Raw genomic sequence first — 21,026 nt, 5'->3', positions numbered from 1 at the left:
CGGGGCGCAGCCCGGGGCCCGCCCCTCAGGCCCGGGCGGCTCGGCGGCGAGCCTCCGCGACGACGGGCGAGGTGTGGAACTCCCGGGCCAGCTCGGTCAGCGGCCGGGCGCCGAGGCGGCAGGGCTCGGCGGGGCCGGCGTCCGGGCCCGGCTCCACCCGGCCGGAGGCGGTCCGGCGCTGGCAGGCGGCGGCGAGTACGGCGGCGTCCGCGACCAGGGCGGCGTCCTGCTCGCACCGGCCCTGAGCGAGCGCGGCCTCGTAGGCCTCGCCCCGGACGTCGGGGTCGAACCAGGGGGCGAGGGCCAGCAGCCCGTCGTCGATCACCGATTCCCGGTGGATCAGCCGGATCCCGACCGGCGACCACCAGGTCAGCGGCACCGTCGTCACACTGGACGCGGCGAAGCCGTGCAGGGCCTTCCAGAGCGGCCTCAGCCGGCGGTACTGGCTGAAGTCCCGCCAGGCGGCCGATTCGCCGACCAGGGGCACGATGAACCCGATCCCGAGCAGCAGGGCCGCCGCGGAGGCCAGCGGCGGCGCGAGGGAGGTGGACAGCCCGTCCCAGTTCCGGCCCGACCAGCGGGCTCCGACCGCGGCCCACTTCGCGACGAGATAGCCCAGGTCCATGACCATGCCGGACATCAGCAGCGCCAGCCCGGTGCGCAGCGCCCGCAGCGCCGGGTCCACGCGCCGCAGCCACTTCCAGCACAGCAGCGACAGCGCCGTGCTGCCGACGGCGTGGGCGGTCAGGTAGAGCGCGATCATCTCGCGCATCCACGGGGTGTTGGCGTAGTACGTGTCCAGGTCCCGCAGGCGCTCCACCGGAGCGTCCCCCATGACGAACAGGAAGACGATCGCCACCACGACGGCGCCGTACGCCACCACCGTGATCCGGGTGGCCCGCAGGACGCCCGGGGTCGGACCGCCGCCCCAGTGCAGGATCAGCACGATGCACGCCGCCGAGAACGCGGTGAGCATGCTGTAGACCAGCGGGGCGGAGAAGTTGACGACACCGGTCAGACGGTTGACCGCGGCGATCGTCGGCGGCCCGGACAGGAACATGGCGAGGGAGGCGACGACCAGCAGCGTGCACACGGCACGCATCAACGGCTGGTCCCAGCCGTTCCGCAGCGTCGGAGCCTTGATGACCAGGGCCAGGACGATCACGAACCCCGGCACGTAGAGGATGAGCCCGTCCGTCATCGGGCGGCTAGCGGGCCTGGACGGGGTCGGCCTCTTGGTCGAGTCCCGCGACGCTCCGCTCCGCGGCGGTCAGGGGCGGGGCCTTGAGCGCACCCCGCTCGGAGGCGCGCAGGACCTGCCACACCACGGAAGGCTTGACCCAGTGGGTGGGCGGGCTGCTCATGGTGATGACCTCCAGGAAGGCGGTCGTCAGCTCCTCCCGGGTGGTGGCACCGGTCATCAGCCGGGAGACGTAGGAGTTGAGCAGGCCGGCGCCGGTACGGGGATCCATGCCCGTGGCGCCCGGGTACAGGATGTCCTGCGAGGTGGCGAGCTCCCAGGCGGTGGCCACCTGCGGGGCCAGGGCGCGTTGTGCCTCCATGCCGATGCCGGGCCGGGCCAGGCCCCCCTTGGAGCGCAGCAGGGCGCGGACGGCGAGGAGCCCCCGGGCCGCGACCGTCATGCCCTGGCCGTAGAGCGGGTTGAAGGTGGCGACCGAGTCGCCGACGGCGAAGAAGCCGTCGGGGAGGTCGGCCTTCTCGAAGAGGACCCGGCGGTTGGCGGTGCCCTGGGTGACGGAGACGTCGGTCAACGGCTTCCTGCCCTCCAGGAGCTCGCCGACGATCGGGTCGCGGATGCCCTTGGCGAACGGGATGAACGCGTCGGGGTCGGAGGTGGGCTGGCCGCCCCGGGTCCCCGACAGGGTCGCCTGCCACTGGCCGTTCTCGATGGGGACGATGGTCGCGGTCTGACCGGGCACCGGGACCCGCGGGTCGGACTGGACGTTGACGATGGGGAAGCCCATCGCGTGGGCCCCGGCGGGGGCCTCGAAGATCCTGGTCGCGTAGACCAGGCCGGAGTCGACCTCCGCCTGCCGGATGTCGCCCACACCGAGGGTCTGGAGCCAGGCGCGGGCCCGGGAGCCGCGGCCGCTGGCGTCCACCACGAGGTCGGCGGTGACCAGCCGGCCCTCCTCCTCCGGGGTGTCGACCCGGACACCCGTGACCCGCGCGGCGGTGCCCTCCAGGGAGCGGACCCGGCTGCGCTGGAGCGTGCTGACCCCTTCCAGGGCGATCACCCGGGCGCGGACCACCGAGTCGAGGAGGTCACGGCTGCAGGAGACGTTGAACTGCTTCTCCCCGTACCGGGGGATCCAGCCCTGGGCGGTCTTCGTGACCAGGTCGGTGGGCAGGCTGCGGCGGATCGCGCCCGCCCGCGTCCAGTCCTCCATGATGCCCGGCAGGATGTCCGCGATGGCGCGGGCGCCGCCCGACCACATGACGTGGACGTGCCGGGCCTGCGGCAGTCCGCGCCGGGGCTCCGGGAGTTCGGGCAGGGTGTCCGCGTCGATGATGGTGACCGTCGCGTGCTCGGCGAGGACGGCGGCCGCCAGGAGGCCGGCCATGCTGCCCCCGATGACGACGGCGTGGCGGGGCGGGGAGGAATGGGTCATCGTGTGGTGCTCTCTGTCAGGGCCGTGCGCGTGCGCATCGGCGGAGTAGGTGCGTCGGCGGGAGGGCGGTGGTCAGCCGCCGGAGGCGTGGGCCGGGGCCCGCTCAACGTCCACAGCCGAACGAGGTCTTGATGCGCTCGATCGCCTCGGGTGCCTGTTCCTCCCGCGGTGGCGGCAGGAAGGTCTTGAGGATCTTTCCGAGGTGCAGTCCGAAGGTCTCGGCCCGGATCTCCGCGGGATCGCTGCCGTCGGCCCGGGCGGCCGCCTGCCGCAGCACCGTGCTCAGTCCCTCCTCGGAGTGCAGCAGTTCCGCCAGACCGCTGCCCCGGCCGGTCAGCCGGGCGGCCACGGCCATGCCCTGGCCGTGCTGGTCGCAGGTGCCCTCGTCCAGGTGCCACAGCTCGTGACAGGCGATGACGAGCTGGTGCTCCGGCCGGGTGCGCTCCTCGATGACGAGCAGGTCCCGGTCCTCCATCGCCAGCCACAGCCCGCTGGCCGTATCAGGGGGAAAGGAGGCGAACCGGAAGAGCACCGGCCGGCCCCGGCCGCGCCCGTAGGCGGCGCACAGGCCGGCGATGATGCCGGGGGCGTCCGTGCACGGAGTCAGACCCGCCGCCGCGAGCAGATCGGCGCCGAGCTCGCGCATGGCCCGTGTGGTCCTCATGGAGCCTCCCCTTCGGCACTCTCGTCGATGTCGTCGGTACGGTGCGGCGGGCCCGGTGGGGCGGGCCGTCCCGGGCCGGTCGTGCGGCCGGGGTGGGCCGCATGGCCGTACTGGCCCTCTCGTGCGAGCAGATCGTCCAGGTGGTCCGCCAGCGACTTCCAGCCGTCCGGTGAGAGCCGGCCCGCCCGGGTCACGATGCTGCGCACGTCGTGCGCCCGCATCACGGCGAGCATCGGGTTCTCGGCGGGCCGTTGCGCGGATTCCAGTTCGCGCTCGATCCCGGCGAGGCAGGTCGCCAGCGCCTCGGCGTCCCCGGCCATCAGGAAGCCGCTCTCGACCCCGTAGAAGCGCTGGATCCCGGCGGCCGCCGCGAGATTGGGGAGCCCCTCGCCCTGGGTGAGGCGGGTCAGCGACTGGCCCGAGGCGCAGAAGGACTCGGCTATGGCGGAGAGGGAGTGGGCCTGCCCGTCCTCCCGGGGGCGGGTGCGGCGCAGGTGCTCGAACCGGCGGCGCACCTGTTCCCTCAGCGGGAGCCGGGGCGGAGTGCCGTCGAGGGTGAGCCGGATGTCCTCCGGGGTGATGCCGGTGAGGTACGACAGGTGTTCGAGGTCGTCCGCGGCGCCCTCCGCACGGCCCGCGGGCGCGGTGGTGGCCAGGGCGCGCTCCACCGCGCTCTTGCTGTCGGCGAGCAGGAATCCGGGGTAGACCCCGAAGAACCGCTGCACGCCGGCCGCATGGCCGAGCCGGGGCAGTCCGGTGCCGGCGTTGAGCGGGCCGAGGGAGGCGCCGGGGGCGTCGAAGTCCTCGGCGATCGCGGCGAGCGGCCACTGTCTGCCGTGCTTGTCGCGCCGGGTGGCGCGCAGCCGCAGGAAGCGCTGGTGCACCCGCTCGCAGAGCGGCAGCTCGGTGGCGGTGCCCGCCAGCACCGCGGGGACGCGGTCCGGGGCGACCCCGGACAGGTGGCTGAGCCGCTCCACGGCGAGCACCCGTGCCGGGTCCTGGCCGTGTCGCTCCGCCGACGCCACGACACGGGCCCGGGCCGCGGTGAGGTCAGGTCGGTCGGCGGCTCTCACCGGGCGTTTCTCCGTCAGCAGAGAGAAGGGTGGATGTGGTTGCTCTGCGTGAAGCCTATCCCCCCGTTTCGTGGCCGAACAGGAGTACCCCCACCTTTGTTTCCGTCCAGCTCAAAAAAGGTGGGGCCCCGCCCGGCGGAGGGGGGCCATGACGTCGGAGGTAATCGACCCGTCGGAGGGGCCGGCGGCACAGTGGGGGCATCGGGTTCCGGGGCCGCGCACTCGGCTCCGGGGCCCGGGTCGTCCGTACCCCACCAGCGCAATCGACCCTCGACGGAGGCTGATCCGCCATGTCCGCAACCCTGTTCACCGCCGTAGCCCGCACCGCCGTCCCGCAGACCGCGCTGCGCCGGTTCCTCGCCCTCGACTCCGTCGTCACCACCGGCAACGGGCTCGCCTACGCCGCCTTCTCCGCGCCCCTTGGCCGGCTGCTCGGCGTCGGCCAGGGGCTGCTGCTGGGGCTCGGGGTCTTCCTGGTCCTCTACGGGGCCGGCGTCGGCCTGCTGGCAGCGCGGCGGCAGCCCCCGGTCTTCCCCGTCAGGCTCGTCATCGAAGGCAACTACGCCTGGTCCGCGCTCAGCCTCGTCGCCCTCGTCGTCTGGTTCGAGCCCACCACCGCCGGGGCGGTGTGGATCCCGGCGCAGGCGCTCACCGTCGCCTCCTTCGCCCTCCTCCAGCAGCTCGCACTGCGCGCGGGCTCGGGGCGCGGGTGACCTCAGGGGGTCAGTGCCCTCAGGGCGCCAGTGACCGCAGGTACTTCACCGTCGCCGGGTCGGCAGGCAGGAGGGTCTCGATGGCCAGCTCGGCGACCGTCACGTCCATGGGGGTGTTGAAGGTGGAGATGGAGGACACGAAGGAGAGCAGGTGCCCGTCGTGTTCGATCAGGAGCGGGAGCGCGAGGTAGGCGACGGCCCCGGCCTCCGCGTCCACCTGCGGCCCGTACGCGCCGGTGTCCGCGGACGCGGGCACCGGATAGGCCGACACCTCCTCGTACAGCGCACGCAGCGGCGCCGAACGGGCCAGGGCGATCTGCCGTTCCATCTGTGCCAGCAGGTGTCCGCGCCACTCGCGCAGATTGCGGATCCGGGGGGCGAGGCCCTCGGGGTGCAGGGTCAGCCGCATCGCGTTGAGGGGGCCGGCCAGCAGGTGCTCCGGCATCCCCTCCAGCAGCATCAGGATGCCGCGGTTGGCGGCCACCACGTCGTACGTGGCGTCCACGACCAGCGCCGGATACGGCTCGTAGCCGGTCAGCAGCCGCTCCAACCCCTCGCGCAGCACCCCCATGGAGGGGGCGTCCAGCGGGGTGTGCGCGTACCGGGGTGCGTAACCCGCCGCCACCAGAAGGGCGTTGCGGTCCCGGACGGGCACGTCCAGGTGGTCCGCGAGCCGCAGCACCATCTCCTCGCTCGGCCGGGACCGCCCCGTCTCCACGAAGCTGATGTGCCGGGAGGAGGAGTCGGCGCGGCCCGCCAGCTCCAGCTGGCTGAGCCCGCGCCGTTCCCGCCAGGTGCGCAGCAGGGCGCCTACCGTCGATGGCTCGGCATTCGTCATGCCATGACGTTAGCCCAGCCGGTTCACCCCACGTCGAAGACGTTCCGCAGCCCGAGACGGTAGCGCCACCGGTCGTGCCGCTTCGCGGACTCCACCTCGGGCGCCCGGTACAGGGGCCGGACCGTGCACCGCGCGGCCGTCGAACCGTCCCGGTCCAGAAGCGAGTTGACCGCCGCGCGGGCCGAGGCGTTGGCCCCTTCCATCGTCGCCAGGTCGATGTCGACGGATACGTAGTCCCCGCTGAGGAAGAAGTTCGGGATCCGGGTGCCCGCGCTCGGACGGTTGTGGAAGGTCCCGGTCGGGTGGATCAGCAGCTGGTCCTGGTTGGTCGGATGCGGGGTGCCGATTCCGTCCACCCCCGGGTCCAGGAACCACGAGTGCAGCTTTCCGTCCGACAGCAGCGTCCTGCCGGTGTCGTTGAGCGAGGCCTTCAGCTGCGCCCACACCTCGCGGGCGACCTCCTCGCGGGTGCACTGCTTGGCCGTCTTCCCGTAGAGGATCCCCGGCTTGTCCCACTCGGAGATGTCCACCGACAGGCAGTCGACGGCCGCGCCGTCCCCGTAGTCGGCGGGGAAGTCCCGCGAAGGCCAATGCTCGGCCTGCTGGATCGCCGTCAACGACCAGGGCGAGTCGATGCAGTTGAGGTGGCCGTGGACGAGGGGTGCGCGCTCGGTGAGGTAGAACTGGATGCCGGTCATCCAGTCCGTCTGCAGCAGGTCGCACCGTCCGAGCATCGGGTCGGCCGCGCGCAGCGCCGGGCTCCAGGTGCGGCGGGCGTGCTCGACGGGCAGTGCGCTGACGTAGTGGTCGGCGGTGACGGTCCGGACGGCTCCGGCCGGATCCTCGACGAGGACCCCGCTCACGCGGCCGTCCCCGTACCGCACCTCGCGCACCGTCCAGCCGATCGCGAACTCCACGCCCAGCGACCGCAGATGGGTCTCCCACGGGTCGATCCACGCCTCGTTGGTGGGCAGGTTCAGGATCCGGTCCGGCGGGCCGTCGGCGCCGCGGCCCAGCAGGTTGAAGACGAAGGCCTCGCCGAGCGTGCCGACCGTACGGGTCGAGGCCTCCTCGGCCTTCGTGGCCACGATGTTGCGGGTGACCCCGATGGCGAGGATCCGCTGGTACTCGCTCGACATCCGTGCGGCCCGGGTGAACTCCCACCAAGGGGTGCGCTCCCACTGCTCGTTGCGCCGCTCGTCGCAGCTGGTGAGGAAGACCAGGGCGCGGTCGACGAAGTACGCCGTCTCGTGGAGCGGGAGGCGGACCAGCGACTGGAGGATGCCGGTGAGGGCCCGGCGCAGCTCGTCGGGGGTCAGCTCGGCGGGGGAGTGGTCCGGCCAGGGGATCGGCGCGCGCAGGTCCTCGCGGCCGGCCGCCCGGGCGAACATCATCTCGCGCGGGGCCACCAGGTTGTCCCAGACCCCGTTGGCGTTGCCGGGGAAGGGGATGCGCCGCATCGTGTCCGGCAGGTTGTGGTAGATCCCCGGGATGAAGCGGAAGCCGTGCTCGGCGGGGAGCGGTCGGCGCCCGCCCCGGGCGCTGCCGGGGACGTCCATGCTGCGGGCCTTGCCGCCGAGCGCCCGGCGCTCGTACACGGTGACGGCGTAGCCGCGTTCGGCCAGTTCGTGGGCGGCGGTGAGCCCGGCGACCCCGCCGCCGAGGACGGCCACGCGGCGCCCGCCCGCCGCGGCGGCGCGCGGGGTGGCCGGAGCGGGCCCGGTGGCGGCCCCGGCCGGGGCCGCGAGGCTCCCGGCGGCCGATAAGCCGCCCGCGGTGGCCGCGGCCCCCGCGATGAACGTGCGCCTGGAGTTTCCTGTGCGCGTCACGGTGATGCTCCCTCGATATCGTCGGCACCCGAAGGTATTACCGGCGGTAACAGTCACGTCCGGCGCAGGAGCATAGGGGTGGCGCGCCTGTCACGGAAGGCGCGGAAGTACCCGCACGCACTATGGCGCGAAACCTTCCCCGGAGCCTGAGCTGTGGGAACCTTGACTCCACGTCAGGTCAATCGGGCCGTCGCGAACGGGGAAGGAGCCTGCGGATGTCGAGAGAGCCGCTTTCGCAGAAGGAGATCGAGGACCGGCTGCGGGAACTCCCCGGCTGGGCCTTCGAGGACGACCGCATCATCCGCACCTACCGGCTGGGCAGCCACTTCGCCGCGAGCGCGCTGGTCGGCCACATCGCCGCGGTGCAGGAGGAGTTGAACCACCACTCCGACCTCACGCTCGGCTACAACACCGTCCGCCTCTCGGTGAACACGCACGACGCCGGAGACGCCGTCACCGACGCCGACTTCACCCTCGCCGAGCGCGTCGAATCCCTGGCCCCCGCCCACGGCGCCGCCTGATGCCGGAAGCTCCGCCGATGCCCGTGCCCACGCCGAGACCGCTCCTCGACTACGACGCCGAAGCCGAGGCCTACGACGCCACCCGCGGCGGGGCCCCGCGCGCCGAGGCCGCCGCCGCGGCGGTCCTCGGCCTGCTCCCGCCCGGCACCGGCACCCTGCTCGACCTCGGCTGCGGCACGGGCATCGTCACCACCCGCATCGCCGCCGCCCGCCCGGGGCTGCGCGTCCTCGGCGCGGACACCTCGTACGGGATGGCCGCCATGGCGCGCTCCCGGGGGATCCCGGTCCTCCTCGCCTCCGGGACCCGGCTCCCCTTCCGCACCGGGTCGCTCGACGCCGTCACCGCGGTCTGGCTGCTGCACCTGCTGCGCTCGCCGGGGCTGGTGGCCGCCGTGATCGCCGAGGCCGGGCGGGTGCTGCGGCCCGGCGGGACGTTCGTCACCACCGTCGACAAGGACGCCGCCCACGACGTGGGCAGCGACATCGACGAGGTGCTCGCCGAGCACCTCACCGCCACCCCCGCCGACTCCGTCCAGTCCGTCACCGGCCACGCGGCCGCGGTAGGCCTGCACCCCGCGGGCGAAGCCCTCTTCACCGGCCACGGCCAGGGCCGCACCCCGCGCGGGGCCGCGGAGGCGCTGCTCGCCGGGCGGTACGCCTCCCGGGTCCACCCGCGCGGGATCACCCCGCGCGAACTCGCGGACCGGCTGGAACTCCTGCCCGGACCGGACACCCCGCGCGCGGAGCCGACGTACCGGCTGCACTCCTTCGTACGGGCCTGACGGGCCCGACGGGCGGGCCGGGAGCAGGGCGGGACGGAGAAGCCGCCGACCCTGCCCCGCCCCCGCCCTCAGGCGGGCTCCAGGCGCCACCACTGCGCCGGGGAGTCGGAGTCCTCGCACTGCCGGGCCCGGCCCTCCGGGTCCGCCTCCAGCGGCAGACCGCTGATGGCGGCGATCAGGGAGACCACGCCGGGGTCGTCGAGGTGCTCCTCCACGACCCACTCCTGCGCCCCGAAGGCGTTCGCCTTCCACACCTGGACCCGGGTGCCGCTCTCGGTCGAGGCGTTCGCCACGTCGAGCCGCTTGCCGTTGTGGACGCTGACCAGGTGGAAGATCCCGCCGCCGCTGTGCACCGGGGTGATCTCCCACAGCCGGGCCGCGGCCGGCTCGCCGTCCGGCCCGACCCAGACCCGGTTGCCGCTCTCCACCTGGAGCAGCAGCCCGCTCGCGGCATTGCGGATCCGGTACACGCCGTCGGGCGCCCGGCTCCCTCTCGTCGGCTCGCTCACCGGCGGCTCAGTAGTCGAACTCGGCCGGGTCGGGACCGATCCGGCGGCCCGCCCCGTCCGCGCCGATCGCGTCCAGCGCGGCCACGTCCTCGGCGTCCAGCTCGAAGCCGAAGACGTCGAGGTTCTCCCGGATCCGCGCCGGGGTCACGGACTTCGGGATCACCACGTTGCCCAGCTGGAGGTGCCAGCGCAGGACCACCTGCGCGGCCGAACGGCCGTGCTTGGCTGCGATCGCGGTGACGGCGGGCAGGGTCAGCAGCTCCTTGCCCTGGCCGAGCGGGGACCAGGCCTCGGTGGCGATGCCCAGGCGCGCGTGCACGGCGCGCAGCTCGGTCTGGGGGAGCAGCGGGTGCAGCTCGATCTGGTTCACGGCCGGGACCAGGGAGCTCTCGGCGCCGAGCCGTTCCAGGTCGGCGGGGCGGAAGTTGGACACGCCGACGGCCTTGGCGCGGCCGCTCCGCGCGATCTCCTCGAAGGTCTTCCAGATGGCGAGGAAGTCGTCGCGCATCGGGCGCGGCCAGTGGATCAGGTACAGGTCGATCTCGTCGAGGCCCAGTTTGGCGAGCGAGGCGTCGAACTCGCGCAGCACGTTGTCCCGGCCCCAGGTCTCGGACTTCCCGTTCCACAGCTTGGTGGTGACGAAGAGCTCCTCGCGCGGCACTCCGGCGGAGGCGATGGCCTTGCCGGTGCCCTCCTCGTTGCCGTAGATGGCGGCCGTGTCGATGCTGCGGTAGCCCGCCTCCAGCGCGGTCCGGACGGCCTGCTCCGCCTCGTCGTCCGGAACCTGCCAGACGCCGTAGCCGAGCTGGGGCATGAGCGTGCCGTTGTTGAGCTTGATGCCGGGGACCTGGTTCACGTCGGTCGTTCCCTCTGGTCGTCGCTGGTGCGGGTGCTGACTGCCGGTCGTACGGGCGCTGGCGCGCAGGCCCGTACGACCGGCGACAACCGGCCTCCGGCGTGGCCTATTCCCGCCGTACGGGTGAATCCGTACGGCGGGAACGGAAACGGGAAGGGGAGCGACGCGCTCCTACGCCCCCAGGTACGCCTCCCGGACCAGCGCGTTGGCCCGTACCTCGGCGGCCGTGCCCTCGGCGAGGACGGCGCCCAGATCCAGGACCACCACCCGGGTGCAGAGGTCCATCACGAAGGCGACGTTGTGCTCGACCAGCAGCACCGCACAGCCCTCCTCCTCGGCCAGCCGGCGCACGACCGCCGCCAGCTGCTCGCGTTCGGGCGCGGACATGCCCGACGCGGGCTCGTCCAGGAGCAGCACCCGGGGCGGATCGGCCACGGCGCGGGCCAGCTCGACCATCCGGGCCCGCCCCACCGGCAGACCGCCGGCGTACGCGTCCCCGAGCGTGCCGATGCCGCAGTCGGCCAGCACCCGGGCGGCCCGCTCCCGCCGCTCCCGCTCGCGGCGGCGGCGGGTGGGCGAGGCGACCAGGTCGGCGGCGAGGCCGCCGCCCCCGCCCCGCCACTCCTGCGCGACGACCACGTTGTCGGCCACAGTGAGCTGCCCGAACAACTGCTGGCGCTGGAAGGTCCGGCGCATCCCGTGCCGGGCCCGCCAGACGGGGGAGCGCCGGGTGACGTCCACCCCGTCGAGCAGCATGCGGCCCTGGTCGGGCCGCCGGATCCCGGACAGCACGTCGAACAGGGTGGTCTTCCCGGCCCCGTTCGGCCCGATCAGCCCGCACACCTCGCCGGCCCGGATCCCGAGGTCCACCCCCGTCAGGGCCTTGACCCCGCCGAACCGGACACTGACGCCGCGGGCCTCCAGGACGTACGTCCCCCCGTACGGGGCTTCGCCCGTGCTCATGTCGCCATCCCCAGGTAGGCCTCGGTCAGCCGGTCCTCCTCCACCTCGGAGCGGGGGCCGCACCAGGAGACGCGGCCCTGCGAGAGGTAGGCGACGGTGTCGGCGATCCCGAGGATCTCGGCCGCCTTCTCCTCCACCAGCAGCAGCGCGGTGCCGGCGGCGCGGAGCTCCATGAGCAGCCCGTACACCTCGTCCACCACGCGCGGGGCGAGCCCGAGGGAGGGCTCGTCCGCGATCAGCACACCGGGCGGCCGCTGCAACAGCGGCGCCAGCGCGAGCATCTGCTGCTCGCCACCGGACAACGACCCGGCGGGTACGGTGCGTCGCTCGCGCAGCCGGGGGAACCGGTCGTAGACGGCGTCGCGTTCGCCCGGGTCCCCCAGGTAGAGGGAGAGGTTCTCCTCGATGCTGAGCGCGGGGAAGATCCCCCGGCCCTCGGGCGCGAGCAGCACCCCCGACCGGGACCGGCCCACGGCGCCGTCGCGGGTGGCGTCCCGGCCGGCCACGCGGACGGTCCCGCCGGCGACGGGCAGCGCCCCGGCCGCCACCCGGCAGGCGGTGCTCTTCCCGGCCCCGTTGGGCCCGAGCACCGCGAGGATCTCGCCGCGCCGCACGACGAGGTCCACCCCGTGCAGCACGAGCCCGCCGTCGTACCCGGCGGTGACACCGCGCAGCTCCAGGGCGGCGAATGCAGCCCCTCCGGCGTTCGAGGAGCGGGGGTCCGGGGGCGGAGCCCCCGAAGGGTCCGGGCGGAGCCCGGTTTCGGGAAGGGGCGGGGTGGGGGAAAGCCCCGCAGGGCCGACCCCGGCTCCACCGCCGACCCGGGCCGCGGGAACGGCGGCGGATCCGACCCCGGACCCGACCCCGGATTCGGCTTCGGCGGAGAGGTCGCCTCGGGGGACACCCGGGGCTCCGGCCAGGGCAACCGCCCGCCGTCGGGCCCGCCGGACCGGGATCGCCGCGCAGTACCCGTCGGGGTCGTTGGCCAGCGCCAGCCCCGCGAGGCCGAACAAGATCACCGGCAGGTGCGCCGACTCCGTCACGTAGTCCGCCATCACCCGCGGAGCGACGGCGAACACCAGCCCCGCCACCACCGCGTACTGCGGCCTGCGCACGCCCGCCGCGACGACCACCGCCAGCCACACCAGCCCGGTCATCGCCGTGAAGTCCGTGGCGGTGATCCGGGTGTTGTACGAGGCGTACATCACGCCCCCGAAGCCGGCCAGCCCCGCCGACAGCGTGAACAGCAGCAGCTTCGTCCGCAGCACGGACACCCCGGAGGCCATCGCGGCCGCGGGAGCCGACCGTACGGCGAGCATCGCCCGTCCCGAGGGGGAGCTCCGCAGCGCGCTCAGCCCGGCGGCGACCGCGGCGACCAGCAGCACCAGCGCCACCCCCAGGGCCCGGTCGTCGGAGAGGTCCACCGGTCCGATGACGGGCCGCGGCACCGACCACCCGGAGTCCCCGTTGCGCAGCCACCGCATCTGGAAGAGCACCTGGTCCGCGAGGAAGGCCAGGGCCAGCGTCGCCAGGGCGAGGGAGCGCCCCCCGAGCCGTAGCGCGGGCAGGGCGACCAGGGCCCCCAGCAGCGCGGCCACGCAGGTGCCGACCGCCAGCGCCGCGATGAACGGCCAGCCGCGGCTCATGAGCAGTCCGGCCACCAGCGCGGCGCCGGTCACGAAGGTGCCCTGGGCCAGGGACACCATCGCCCCGAGCCCGGTGACCACGGTGAAGGACATGAACACCAGGGCCAGCGCGAGCCCTTGGGCCAGGAGCCCGCTCCAGAACGGGGTGGTCACGGTGTAGAAGGCCGTGCACAGCAGCACCGCGCCCGCCGCCCACACCCCCCACCGCCGTCGCCACGGGGCCCCGGCCAGATGGTCGGGCGAGGCCGTGTCCACGGCGGCGGTCCCGGCCGCCCGGGCCCGCCGGGTGAGCACCAGCAGCCCGCCGAACAGGATCAGGAAGGGAACGGCCGTCCTGAATCCGGTGATGGAGTCGGCGAAGGACGCGTAGCCGACGACCAGGTTCTGCAGGACGCCGAGCCCCAGTCCGCCCGCGAAGGCGAGCGGGACGGAGGCGAACCGTCCGATGACGGCCGCCGTGGCCGACACGAAGAGGAACAGCGTGAAGTCGTGGGCGGACAGACCCAGCAGCGGGGTCGCGAGGACCCCCGCCAGACCGGCCAGCCCCGAGGCGATCATCCACGCCACCGAGGACAGCCGGTCGGCGTCGATCCCGCGCAGTTCGGTGAGCGAGCGGTTGTCGACGGCGGCCCGCAGCTGCAGCCCGAGCCGGGTGTGCCGCATCAGCACCCACAGGGCGACCGCCACCAGGGCCGTGGCCACCCAGGTGATCAGCTGGTCGGAGTCGATGCCCACGTCCGCGGTGAGCTGCCAGGACGTGGCGGGGCTCGGCCCCACCCCCGGCAGCCCGAACTGGTTCTCCGCGGGCTTGAGCGGCGCTCCCGCGGCGGTGAGGAGCTCGACCGCCCACAGCCCGGCCGCAGGCAGGGCCACCAGCAGACCGATGGTGGCCACGATCTGGGCGGTCTCGCCGACCTGCGCGAGCCGACGGAACATCAGCCGGTCCAGCGCCCACCCGAGCCCGGGCGCCAGCACCAGGACCACCAGCAGCGCCGCCGGGACGGCCGGCCAGCCGAGCCCGGAGTGCAGTTCGTAGAAGGTGAGCGCGCACAGGTAGGCGGTGGCCCCGTGCGCGAAGTTGAACAGCCCGGACGCCGAGTACGACAGCACCAGCCCGGTGGCGAGCAGTGCGTACAGGGCGCCGGACACCAGACCGCTCAGTACGAAGGCGAGCAGATCTCCCATTCGCTTTCCCCGGCCCCTACTTGAAGGGGATGGGCTCGTAGCACTTGAACGGTACGGAGACCTCGTACGCGCCGTTCTTCAGCTGGACGAGCGCCCCGCAGCCGAAGCTGTCCTTCTGGCCCTTGGGCTCCGCGCGGTTGCCGACGAGGGTGTCGGTGTCGGAGAAGCCCTGGGCGGCGGCCTGGAAGGACTCGACGGTCAGGTCCTTGCCGGCCTTCTGCGCGATGGACACGAAGAGGTCGGCCGACATGTAGCCCGTCATCATGTGCATGTTGAGCGGGATGTCCTGCCCGCCGTTGGCGGCCTTGATGTCCGCCTTGAACTGGGCCATCTTCGGGTTCGTCGACTCGAACGGCTCGAACTGCAGCAGCACGTGCACGCCGTCGAGGGCCTGCTTGGTGGCGTCCTTGGCGAGCAGACCCGGGTCGTAGTCGGTCGGGTCGGAGAGCAGACCCTTGTATCCGCTGCGCTTGAGCGAGGTGAACAGCCCGATGTTGTTGGGGGTCTGCATGACGGAGACCACCGCGTCCGGGGCCTTGCCGCCGTTGCTCTCCAGGATCTCCTTGACGTACGCCGACCAGTCGCTCGGCACGGCGGTGCCCGGCACCGAGGCCTTGGCGTAGGAGACGGTGAATCCGGCGCTGGTGAAGCCCTGCTGGAAGGTGCGCACGCCGAATTTCCCGGCGTCGCTGTCGTTGGCGATGATCGCGACGGACTTGCCCTGGGCGCCGCCGAGGACCTTGCCGATCCCCTCGGGCCAGGTCTGGTTGATGGTGCCGCCGGGGGTGGGGACGAGGCAGCCGTTGAACCCGTAGATGTGCTTGGGTCCGCAGAAGGAGGGGAGCGTGCCCCAGCCGAAGGTGGGCACCTTCTCCTGCTCCAGGAAGTCGGCGCCGGTGAAGGTGACCGAGCTCATGGGGGAGACCGCGAAGACCTTGTCCTGCTGGACCAGTTTGCGGGCGGCCGCCAGGTTCTTGGCGGGGTCCTGCCCGTCGTCCTCGGCGCCGATGTAGTCGATCTTGCGGCCGTTGATCCCGCCTTCGGCGTTGGCTCTCGCGTAGCGGGCCTTGGCTCCGAGGTCGGTGTCCTTCTTGCTGTAACCGCTGGCGCTGGTCATCGACACGATGCCGCCGACCTTGATCGAGTCGGCGCTCACCCCGCGGGAGGTGCCGGCGGATCCCGGCTTGTCGGGGGAGGCGCTGTTGGAGGCCGAGTTGCAGGCGGAGACGAGCGCGAGCGCCGCTGCTGCGGCGGCCAGGGTGCGGATCGGGCGCAACATGTGTGGATCCCCTCCGGTCGGAATCCCCGCATTCTGTGCGTGACCTGACGCATCGTCAATATCAACGACAAGTAAAGTGACGATCCGTCAGGTAACGGTTTCAGGACGGGTAGAGGGCCTCCACCTCCTTGGCGTATGCCTTCTCTATGGCCCGCCGCTTCAGCTTCAGCGAAGGCGTCAGCAGCCCCCGTTCCTCGCTGAACTGCTCGCCCAGGATGCGGAACGTACGGATCGACTCGGCCTGCGAGACCAGGGTGTTGGCCGCCACCACCGACCGGCGGACCTCCGCCGTCAGATCGGGGTCCAGCACCAGCTCCGCCTCCGACAGCCGGGGGCGGCGCCGCATCGCCATCCAGTGCGCGACCCCCTCCATGTCCAGAGTGAGCAGGGCCGCGATGTACGGACGGTCGTTGCCCACCAGGACGCACTGGGAGACGAGCGGATGCGAGCGGACCCGCTCCTCCAGGGCGGCCGGCGCGACGCTCTTGCCGTTGGAGGTCACCAGGATCTCCTTCTTGCGCCCCGTGATCGTGAGGTACCCGTCCGCGTCCAGACGCCCCAGGTCCCCCGTCGCCAGCCAGCCGTCCCGCAGGACGGCCTCCGTGGCCTGCGGGTCGTTCAGGTACCCGGAGAAGACGTGCGCGCCGTGCAGCCAGACCTCCCCGTCGTCGGCGATGTGCACCGTGCCGCCGGGGATCGGCCGCCCGACGGTGCCGTACTTGATGGCCCCGGGCGGGTTCGCCGTGGCCGCCGCGCAGGACTCCGTCAGCCCGTAGCCCTCGAAGACCGTGACCCCGGCTCCGTCGAAGAACAGCCCCAGCCGGCGCGACATCGCGGAGCCGCCGGACATGGCGTACCGCACCCTGCCGCCCAGTGCCTCGCGGACCTTCCCGTACACCAGCTTCTCGAACAGCTGGTGCTCCACGCGCAGCTTCGCCGAGGGCCCGGGCCCGGTGCCGAACGCCTTCTGCTCCCGCGCCTGCGCGTACCGTACGGCCGTGTCCACCGCCCGGTCGAAGGGCCCCGTCCGGCCCTCCGTCTCGGCCTTGCGGCGGGCGGCGGCGAAGACCTTCTCGAAGACGTACGGCACCCCGAGCACGAACGTGGGCCGGAACGCGGCCAGGTCCGGCAGCAGTTCGGCCGCCGCCAGCACCGGCTGGTGCCCGAGCTTCACCCGGGCGCGGACGGCCGCCACCTCCACCATCCGCCCGAAGACGTGGGCGAGCGGCAGGAACAGCAGGGTGGACGGCTGCTCGTCGGGACCGGCCTGGAAGACGGACTCCCAGCGGGTCACCATCGTGTCGGCCTCGAACATGAAATTGGCGTGCGTCAGCACACAGCCCTTGGGACGGCCGGTGGTCCCCGAGGTGTAGATGACGGTGGCCGTCGCGTCGGGCGTCACCGCCCTGCGGTGCCGGTGCACTACGTCCTCGGAGACCTGGAGCCCGTCCCGGACGAGCCCGTCCACGGCGCCCGCGTCCAGCTGCCACAGCCGCAGCAGCCGCGGCAGCCGCTCGATCACCGATCCGACGGTCATGGCCTGGTCCTCGTCCTCCACCACACAGGCCGTGCACGCGGAGTCGTAGAGGATCCAGTGCACCTGTTCGGCGGAGGACGAGGGATAGACGGGGACCGGCTGGGCGCCGATCGCCCACAGGGCGAAGTCGAAGAGCGTCCACTCGTACCGGGTACGGGACATGATCGCGACCCGGTCCCCGAAGCGGATGCCCTGTGCCAGCAGCCCCTTGGCGAGCCCGAGCACCTCGGAGGCCAGCTCGCCGGAGGTCACGTCGCCCCAGACCCCGTCCGACTTCCGGCCGAGCACGACCCGGCCGGGATCCTCGCGGGCGTGCAGGAAGACGGCATCGGCCAGGCCGCCGACGGGCGAGCCCGTGACGACGGGTGGGACGGTGATCTCCTGCAAGGCCCGCTCCTCTCCGTACGGCGCGGCGACGCTATCCCACGCCTACCCGCCAGTGATCACGGAAGGAAGACCTGCACAAGACCTCCTCAGTGGTCCGTTCAGGACGGCTCCCGGGCCGTGACCACGGAGAGGTTGAAGTCCACCGGGCCGAGCACCCCGTAGAGGCGCAGCCACAACGCCATCAGGGCCTCGGTGGCGCGGGCGCTCGACAGGTCGCCGAGATCGGTGATCTGCTCGGGCGCCCAGCCGAAGGAGCGCAGCAGCGCGGTGGTCTCGGCCTTGGCGTCGGCGTCGTCGCTGCTCACGAACACGGTGTGGTGGCCCGGCACCCGGCTCGGCTCCACCATCACCGCGTTGTTCATGGTGTTCAGCGTCTTGACGATCCGCGCCTCGGGGAACGCCCGCTGGAGCTGCTCGGCGACGCTGTGGCCGTCCGGGGTGACCACCCTGGGCGGGAACCCCTCGGAGAAGTCCAGCGCGTTGGAGACGTCCACGACGGTCTTGCCCCGGAGGTTGCCGGCCCCGGCGGCCTCCAGCACGGCGAGCGAGACCAGTCCGCCGGTCGCGTTGACCACGAGCTCGGCGGAGGCGGCGGCATCGGCGAAGGTCCCGTGGCCCCCTCCCGTCCCGGCAGCCCACCGGGCGGCATCGGCGTTGTCCGCCGTACGGGACCCCATCGTGACCTCGTGCCCGACCGAGACCAGCTTCCCCGCCAGCCGCTGCCCGACCTCGCCGGTCCCCAGTACCGCGATCTTCACGTGCGTCCCCCTGCTCGTTCCGTTCGTACCGTTCGTACGGTTCACTTGCCTGCGAATTCCCGCCGTACCGCGACCGGTTGGCGTACGGAGACCCTAAACGCCCGATGCCCCGAGCGGCAGCACATTCGGCCCGGCGGGCCTCGGAGTTCCCAGGTCAGGGGAGTCGGGGTACGCCCCCGGCCGCGGCGGGCCGCGACGGGTCGTACGTCGCCCCGCTACGCCGCCCGCGTGAGGCGGTCCGCGCCCGACAGGATCGCTGCGGCCAGGGCCTCCGCGGCGGCGGAGCTCCGGGAGCCGCGGAGCAGGGCGAACTCCACCGCTCCGAGGTCCGGCAGGCCTCCCACCCGGACCAGCCCCGGCGGGATCAGCCCCCGGGTGTGGGCCATCACGCCCAGCCCCGCACGGGCCGCCGCGATCAGACCGCTCAGGCTGCCGCTCGTACAGGCGATCCGCCACGGCCGCCCGTCCGCCTGCAACACGTCCAGCGCCCGCGCCCGCGTGATCCCCGGCGGCGGGAAGACGATCAGCGGAACGGGCCGGTCCGGGTCCACCCGCAAGCCCTCCGCGCCGATCCACACCATCCGGTCCCGCCACACCAGCCGGCCCCGCTCGTCGCCGTCCCCGCGCCGCTTGGCGAGCACGAGGTCCAGCCGCCCCTCGTCCAGCCGCTGGTGCAGGGTCCCCGACAGCTCCACGGACAGTTCCAGCTCCACCTCAGGGTGCTCGTGGCGGAAGGCCTCCAGGATCTCCGGCAGCCGGGTCAGCACGAAGTCCTCGGAGGCGCCGAAGCGCAGCCGGCCCCGGATCCGGGTCCCCGCGAAGAAGGCCGCCGCGCGCTCGTGCGCCTCCAGGATCGAGCGGGCGAAACCGAGCAGCGCCTCGCCGTCCTCGGTGAGTTCCACGCTGTGCGTGTCGCGCAGGAAGAGGGGCCGGCCCGTGGCCTCCTCCAGCCGGCGCACGTGCTGGCTGACCGTGGACTGGCGGACGCCGAGCCGGGCGGCGGCCTGCGTGAAGCTCAGGGTCTGGGCGACGGTGAGGAAGGTGCGCAGCTGAACGGGGTCGTACACACCGCCCACCCTACGCCCGCTCATCGTGTTCCGTGATGACAGTGAGAGCGGTGTACGGGTTTCCCGATCACAGCCCGCCGCCGAGAATGGAGGTGAATCCGTCGACTCCCGCCTTGCCGCGCCCCGCCACGCCCGCCCGCCGTCCCTCCGACCTCAGCAAGTGAGCCTCCCCATGCGCCGCCCGCACCTCCCCGCCAGGCTCCCCGTGGACCCGTTCATCATGGGTCTGCTCGCCACCGTCGGCCTCGCCGCCCTGCTGCCCGCCCGCGGCGCGGCCGCCCCCGTGGCCGAGGCCGCCTCCACCGCGGCGGTGGCCCTGCTCTTCTTCCTGTACGGCGCCCGGCTCTCCACCCGCGAGGCCCTCGACGGCATGCGCCACTGGCGGCTCCACCTCACCGTGCTCGCCTCCACCTTCCTCCTCTTCCCCCTCCTGGGCCTCGCCGCGCACGCCCTGGTCCCCGCCGTGCTCACACCGCCCCTCTACAGCGGCCTGCTCTTCCTCTGCCTGGTCCCCTCCACCGTCCAGTCCTCCATCGCCTTCACCTCGATCGCCCGCGGCAACGTTCCCGCCGCGATCTGCGCGGGCTCCTTCTCCAGCCTCGTCGGCATCTTCCTGACCCCCCTTCTCGCCGCCGGCCTGCTCGGCAACAGCGCGGGCGGCTTCTCCCTCGACTCGCTGCTGAAGATCGTCCTCCAGCTGCTCCTGCCCTTCCTCCTCGGCCAGGCGCTGCGCCCGTGGGTCGGCGGCTTCCTCGTCCGCAACAAGAAGGTCCTCGGCTACGTCGACCGCGGCTCGATCCTGCTCGTCGTCTACACCGCCTTCAGTGCGGGCATGGTCGCGGGGATCTGGCGCCAGGTCAGCCTCCCGCGCCTGGGCGGGCTGATGGCGGTGGAGGCGGTCATCCTCGCCGTGATGCTGGCGGCCACCTGGTACGGGGCCAAGCGCCTCGGATTCACCCGCGAGGACCGGATCGCCATCCAGTTCGCGGGGTCGAAGAAGAGCCTGGCCGCCGGACTCCCCATGGCCAGCGTGCTGTTCGGAGCCCAGGCGAGCCTCGCCGTGCTCCCGCTGATGCTCTTCCACCAGATGCAGCTGATGGTCTGCGCCGTACTGGCCCGCCGCCGCGCACGGGACCCGCAGGCCCCACAGGCCACGGAGCAGCCCGAACACGCCGCCGGGCATGTGGCGGAGGTCTCGCACAGCCCCCAACACCCGGTCCCGCAGGCCCGCTAACGTGCGGTAGTGACCTGGATACGCCCGCTCTCCGCCCACGCCCCGCGCCCCTGCACCCTGGTGGTCTGCCGGGGCTGCTGCTGCGGCGACCCCCGCAAGAACCCCGGCACCGACCACGCGGGACAGCTGGACCGGCTGCGCGAGGCCGCGGCTGCGTCCGAAGGGCGCCTGGCCGTCCGTACGACCGACTGTCTCGGGCCCTGCGCGCAGGCCAACGTCATCGTGGTCCAGCCCACCACCGAGGCCCGCCGCCGGGGCGCCCGTGCCGTCTGGTTCGGCTGGGCCCTGGACGACACCGCCACCGACGAGATCATCGCCTGGGCCGAAGCGGGCGGCCCCGGGGCCACCCCGCTCCCGGCGACCCTCGACCTCCACCGCATCGACCCCCCGGACCCCAAGCCGGCCGAGCCCGCTTCCCGCCGCGGCCGCCGCAAGCGCTGATGGGGGCGGCGTAAGGGCGGAGGGGGAGCGGGCCGGAAAGCGTTAGAGCAAGGAAATGTCCGGTTCTTCTAGGTTCTGGGTGTCAGCCGAACACACCCCCCGAACCACAGG

General features: G+C 73.1%; 19 protein-coding genes. 5 read left to right on the top strand and 14 right to left on the bottom strand.

Going from position 1 to position 21,026, the window contains the following annotated elements; all coding sequences use genetic code 11:
- Nucleotides 1-25: 25 nt before the first annotated feature.
- The 4 genes from ACZ60J_RS11985 to ACZ60J_RS11970 all read right to left on the bottom strand — a co-directional run bounded on the left by ACZ60J_RS11985 (nucleotide 26) and on the right by ACZ60J_RS11970 (nucleotide 4,370).
- Nucleotides 26-1,201: an MAB_1171c family putative transporter gene (locus tag ACZ60J_RS11985; protein ID WP_469681011.1), complete on the bottom strand. Its 1,176-nt coding sequence runs from the start codon at nucleotides 1,199-1,201 to the stop codon at nucleotides 26-28.
- A gap of 7 nt (nucleotides 1,202-1,208) precedes the next feature.
- The gene (locus ACZ60J_RS11980) at nucleotides 1,209-2,633 is read right to left on the bottom strand and encodes an NAD(P)/FAD-dependent oxidoreductase (protein WP_469681010.1); all 1,425 of its coding nucleotides are present in this window, start codon (nucleotides 2,631-2,633) and stop codon (nucleotides 1,209-1,211) included.
- A 103-nt stretch (nucleotides 2,634-2,736) separates the two neighbouring features.
- The gene (locus tag ACZ60J_RS11975; protein WP_469681008.1) at nucleotides 2,737-3,297 is read right to left on the bottom strand and encodes a toxin-antitoxin system, toxin component; all 561 of its coding nucleotides are present in this window, start codon (nucleotides 3,295-3,297) and stop codon (nucleotides 2,737-2,739) included.
- Nucleotides 3,294-4,370 carry a hypothetical protein gene (locus ACZ60J_RS11970; protein WP_469681006.1) on the bottom strand — a complete coding sequence of 359 codons (1,077 nt, stop codon included), beginning with the start codon at nucleotides 4,368-4,370 and terminating at the stop codon, nucleotides 3,294-3,296. The genes ACZ60J_RS11975 and ACZ60J_RS11970 overlap by 4 nt, the downstream gene beginning before the upstream one ends.
- Before the next feature lie 290 nt (nucleotides 4,371-4,660).
- Here ACZ60J_RS11970 and ACZ60J_RS11965 point away from each other — a divergent pair, with 290 nt between their 5' ends.
- Nucleotides 4,661-5,083 carry a hypothetical protein gene (locus ACZ60J_RS11965; RefSeq protein ID WP_469681004.1) on the top strand — a complete coding sequence of 141 codons (423 nt, stop codon included), beginning with the start codon at nucleotides 4,661-4,663 and terminating at the stop codon, nucleotides 5,081-5,083.
- A 19-nt stretch (nucleotides 5,084-5,102) separates the two neighbouring features.
- Here ACZ60J_RS11965 and ACZ60J_RS11960 read toward each other — a convergent pair whose 3' ends face one another.
- Together ACZ60J_RS11960 and ACZ60J_RS11955 are read right to left on the bottom strand one after the other, a co-directional pair.
- Nucleotides 5,103-5,921, bottom strand: coding sequence for a helix-turn-helix domain-containing protein (locus ACZ60J_RS11960; protein WP_469681002.1), 819 nt, complete (start codon nucleotides 5,919-5,921; stop codon nucleotides 5,103-5,105).
- 23 nt (nucleotides 5,922-5,944) lie between these two features.
- Entirely contained in the window at nucleotides 5,945-7,750 is a 1,806-nt protein-coding gene (locus tag ACZ60J_RS11955; RefSeq protein WP_469681000.1) for a hydroxysqualene dehydroxylase, read from the bottom strand.
- Between the two features lie 215 nt (nucleotides 7,751-7,965).
- Here ACZ60J_RS11955 and ACZ60J_RS11950 point away from each other — a divergent pair, with 215 nt between their 5' ends.
- Both ACZ60J_RS11950 and ACZ60J_RS11945 read left to right on the top strand, forming a co-directional pair.
- Entirely contained in the window at nucleotides 7,966-8,271 is a 306-nt protein-coding gene (locus ACZ60J_RS11950) for a 4a-hydroxytetrahydrobiopterin dehydratase (protein ID WP_382973195.1), read from the top strand.
- Nucleotides 8,272-8,288: 17 nt separating this feature from the next.
- Complete coding sequence (locus ACZ60J_RS11945) at nucleotides 8,289-9,053, top strand: class I SAM-dependent methyltransferase (protein ID WP_469680998.1); 765 nt, start codon at nucleotides 8,289-8,291, stop codon at nucleotides 9,051-9,053.
- 68 nt (nucleotides 9,054-9,121) lie between these two features.
- Here the strand turns inward: ACZ60J_RS11945 and ACZ60J_RS11940 are convergent, their stop codons facing one another.
- The 8 genes from ACZ60J_RS11940 to ACZ60J_RS11905 all read right to left on the bottom strand — a co-directional run bounded on the left by ACZ60J_RS11940 (nucleotide 9,122) and on the right by ACZ60J_RS11905 (nucleotide 19,240).
- On the bottom strand, nucleotides 9,122-9,562 hold the full coding sequence (locus ACZ60J_RS11940) for an RICIN domain-containing protein (RefSeq protein ID WP_469680996.1): 441 nt from the start codon (nucleotides 9,560-9,562) through the stop codon (nucleotides 9,122-9,124).
- A gap of 7 nt (nucleotides 9,563-9,569) precedes the next feature.
- Entirely contained in the window at nucleotides 9,570-10,418 is an 849-nt protein-coding gene (locus ACZ60J_RS11935) for an aldo/keto reductase (RefSeq protein ID WP_469680994.1), read from the bottom strand.
- A gap of 171 nt (nucleotides 10,419-10,589) precedes the next feature.
- The gene (locus tag ACZ60J_RS11930; protein WP_469680992.1) at nucleotides 10,590-11,381 is read right to left on the bottom strand and encodes an ABC transporter ATP-binding protein; all 792 of its coding nucleotides are present in this window, start codon (nucleotides 11,379-11,381) and stop codon (nucleotides 10,590-10,592) included.
- Complete coding sequence (locus ACZ60J_RS11925) at nucleotides 11,378-14,212, bottom strand: ABC transporter permease subunit (protein WP_469680990.1); 2,835 nt, start codon at nucleotides 14,210-14,212, stop codon at nucleotides 11,378-11,380. Before ACZ60J_RS11925 ends, ACZ60J_RS11930 begins: the two co-directional genes overlap by 4 nt.
- 16 nt (nucleotides 14,213-14,228) lie before the next feature.
- Nucleotides 14,229-15,491, bottom strand: coding sequence for an ABC transporter substrate-binding protein (locus ACZ60J_RS11920; protein ID WP_469680988.1), 1,263 nt, complete (start codon nucleotides 15,489-15,491; stop codon nucleotides 14,229-14,231).
- A 100-nt stretch (nucleotides 15,492-15,591) separates the two neighbouring features.
- Nucleotides 15,592-17,415 (bottom strand): AMP-dependent synthetase/ligase, encoded by a 1,824-nt coding sequence (locus tag ACZ60J_RS11915; protein ID WP_469680986.1) that lies wholly within the window; start codon nucleotides 17,413-17,415, stop codon nucleotides 15,592-15,594.
- Nucleotides 17,416-17,513: 98 nt separating this feature from the next.
- Entirely contained in the window at nucleotides 17,514-18,173 is a 660-nt protein-coding gene (locus ACZ60J_RS11910; protein WP_469680984.1) for an NADPH-dependent F420 reductase, read from the bottom strand.
- 215 nt (nucleotides 18,174-18,388) lie between these two features.
- Nucleotides 18,389-19,240, bottom strand: coding sequence for a LysR substrate-binding domain-containing protein (locus ACZ60J_RS11905; protein ID WP_469680982.1), 852 nt, complete (start codon nucleotides 19,238-19,240; stop codon nucleotides 18,389-18,391).
- 172 nt (nucleotides 19,241-19,412) lie between these two features.
- Between ACZ60J_RS11905 and ACZ60J_RS11900 the strand changes: the two genes are divergently transcribed.
- A complete protein-coding gene (locus ACZ60J_RS11900) occupies nucleotides 19,413-20,474 on the top strand; it encodes a bile acid:sodium symporter family protein (RefSeq protein WP_469680980.1) in 1,062 nt (353 codons plus the stop codon).
- A 9-nt stretch (nucleotides 20,475-20,483) separates the two neighbouring features.
- Nucleotides 20,484-20,915: a (2Fe-2S) ferredoxin domain-containing protein gene (locus ACZ60J_RS11895; RefSeq protein ID WP_469680978.1), complete on the top strand. Its 432-nt coding sequence runs from the start codon at nucleotides 20,484-20,486 to the stop codon at nucleotides 20,913-20,915.
- The last annotated feature ends 111 nt before the right edge of the window (nucleotides 20,916-21,026 follow it).

The sequence above is a fragment of the Streptomyces sp. NPDC104226 genome, from assembly GCF_055584085.1.
This window is presented reverse-complemented; position numbering and strand designations above follow the sequence as displayed.

Bases quoted from the DNA above. Each gene is read 5' to 3' on its own strand.
- ACZ60J_RS11985 (WP_469681011.1), bottom strand. From the start codon at position 1,201: ATGACGGACGGGCTCATCCTCTACGTGCCGGGGTTCGTGATCGTCCTG.
- ACZ60J_RS11980 (WP_469681010.1), bottom strand. From the start codon at position 2,633: ATGACCCATTCCTCCCCGCCCCGCCACGCCGTCGTCATCGGGGGCAGC.
- ACZ60J_RS11975 (WP_469681008.1), bottom strand. From the start codon at position 3,297: ATGAGGACCACACGGGCCATGCGCGAGCTCGGCGCCGATCTGCTCGCG.
- ACZ60J_RS11965 (WP_469681004.1), top strand. From the start codon at position 4,661: ATGTCCGCAACCCTGTTCACCGCCGTAGCCCGCACCGCCGTCCCGCAG.
- ACZ60J_RS11960 (WP_469681002.1), bottom strand. From the start codon at position 5,921: ATGACGAATGCCGAGCCATCGACGGTAGGCGCCCTGCTGCGCACCTGG.
- ACZ60J_RS11950 (WP_382973195.1), top strand. From the start codon at position 7,966: ATGTCGAGAGAGCCGCTTTCGCAGAAGGAGATCGAGGACCGGCTGCGG.
- ACZ60J_RS11945 (WP_469680998.1), top strand. From the start codon at position 8,289: ATGCCCGTGCCCACGCCGAGACCGCTCCTCGACTACGACGCCGAAGCC.
- ACZ60J_RS11930 (WP_469680992.1), bottom strand. From the start codon at position 11,381: ATGAGCACGGGCGAAGCCCCGTACGGGGGGACGTACGTCCTGGAGGCC.
- ACZ60J_RS11925 (WP_469680990.1), bottom strand. From the start codon at position 14,212: ATGGGAGATCTGCTCGCCTTCGTACTGAGCGGTCTGGTGTCCGGCGCC.
- ACZ60J_RS11920 (WP_469680988.1), bottom strand. From the start codon at position 15,491: ATGTTGCGCCCGATCCGCACCCTGGCCGCCGCAGCAGCGGCGCTCGCG.
- ACZ60J_RS11900 (WP_469680980.1), top strand. From the start codon at position 19,413: ATGCGCCGCCCGCACCTCCCCGCCAGGCTCCCCGTGGACCCGTTCATC.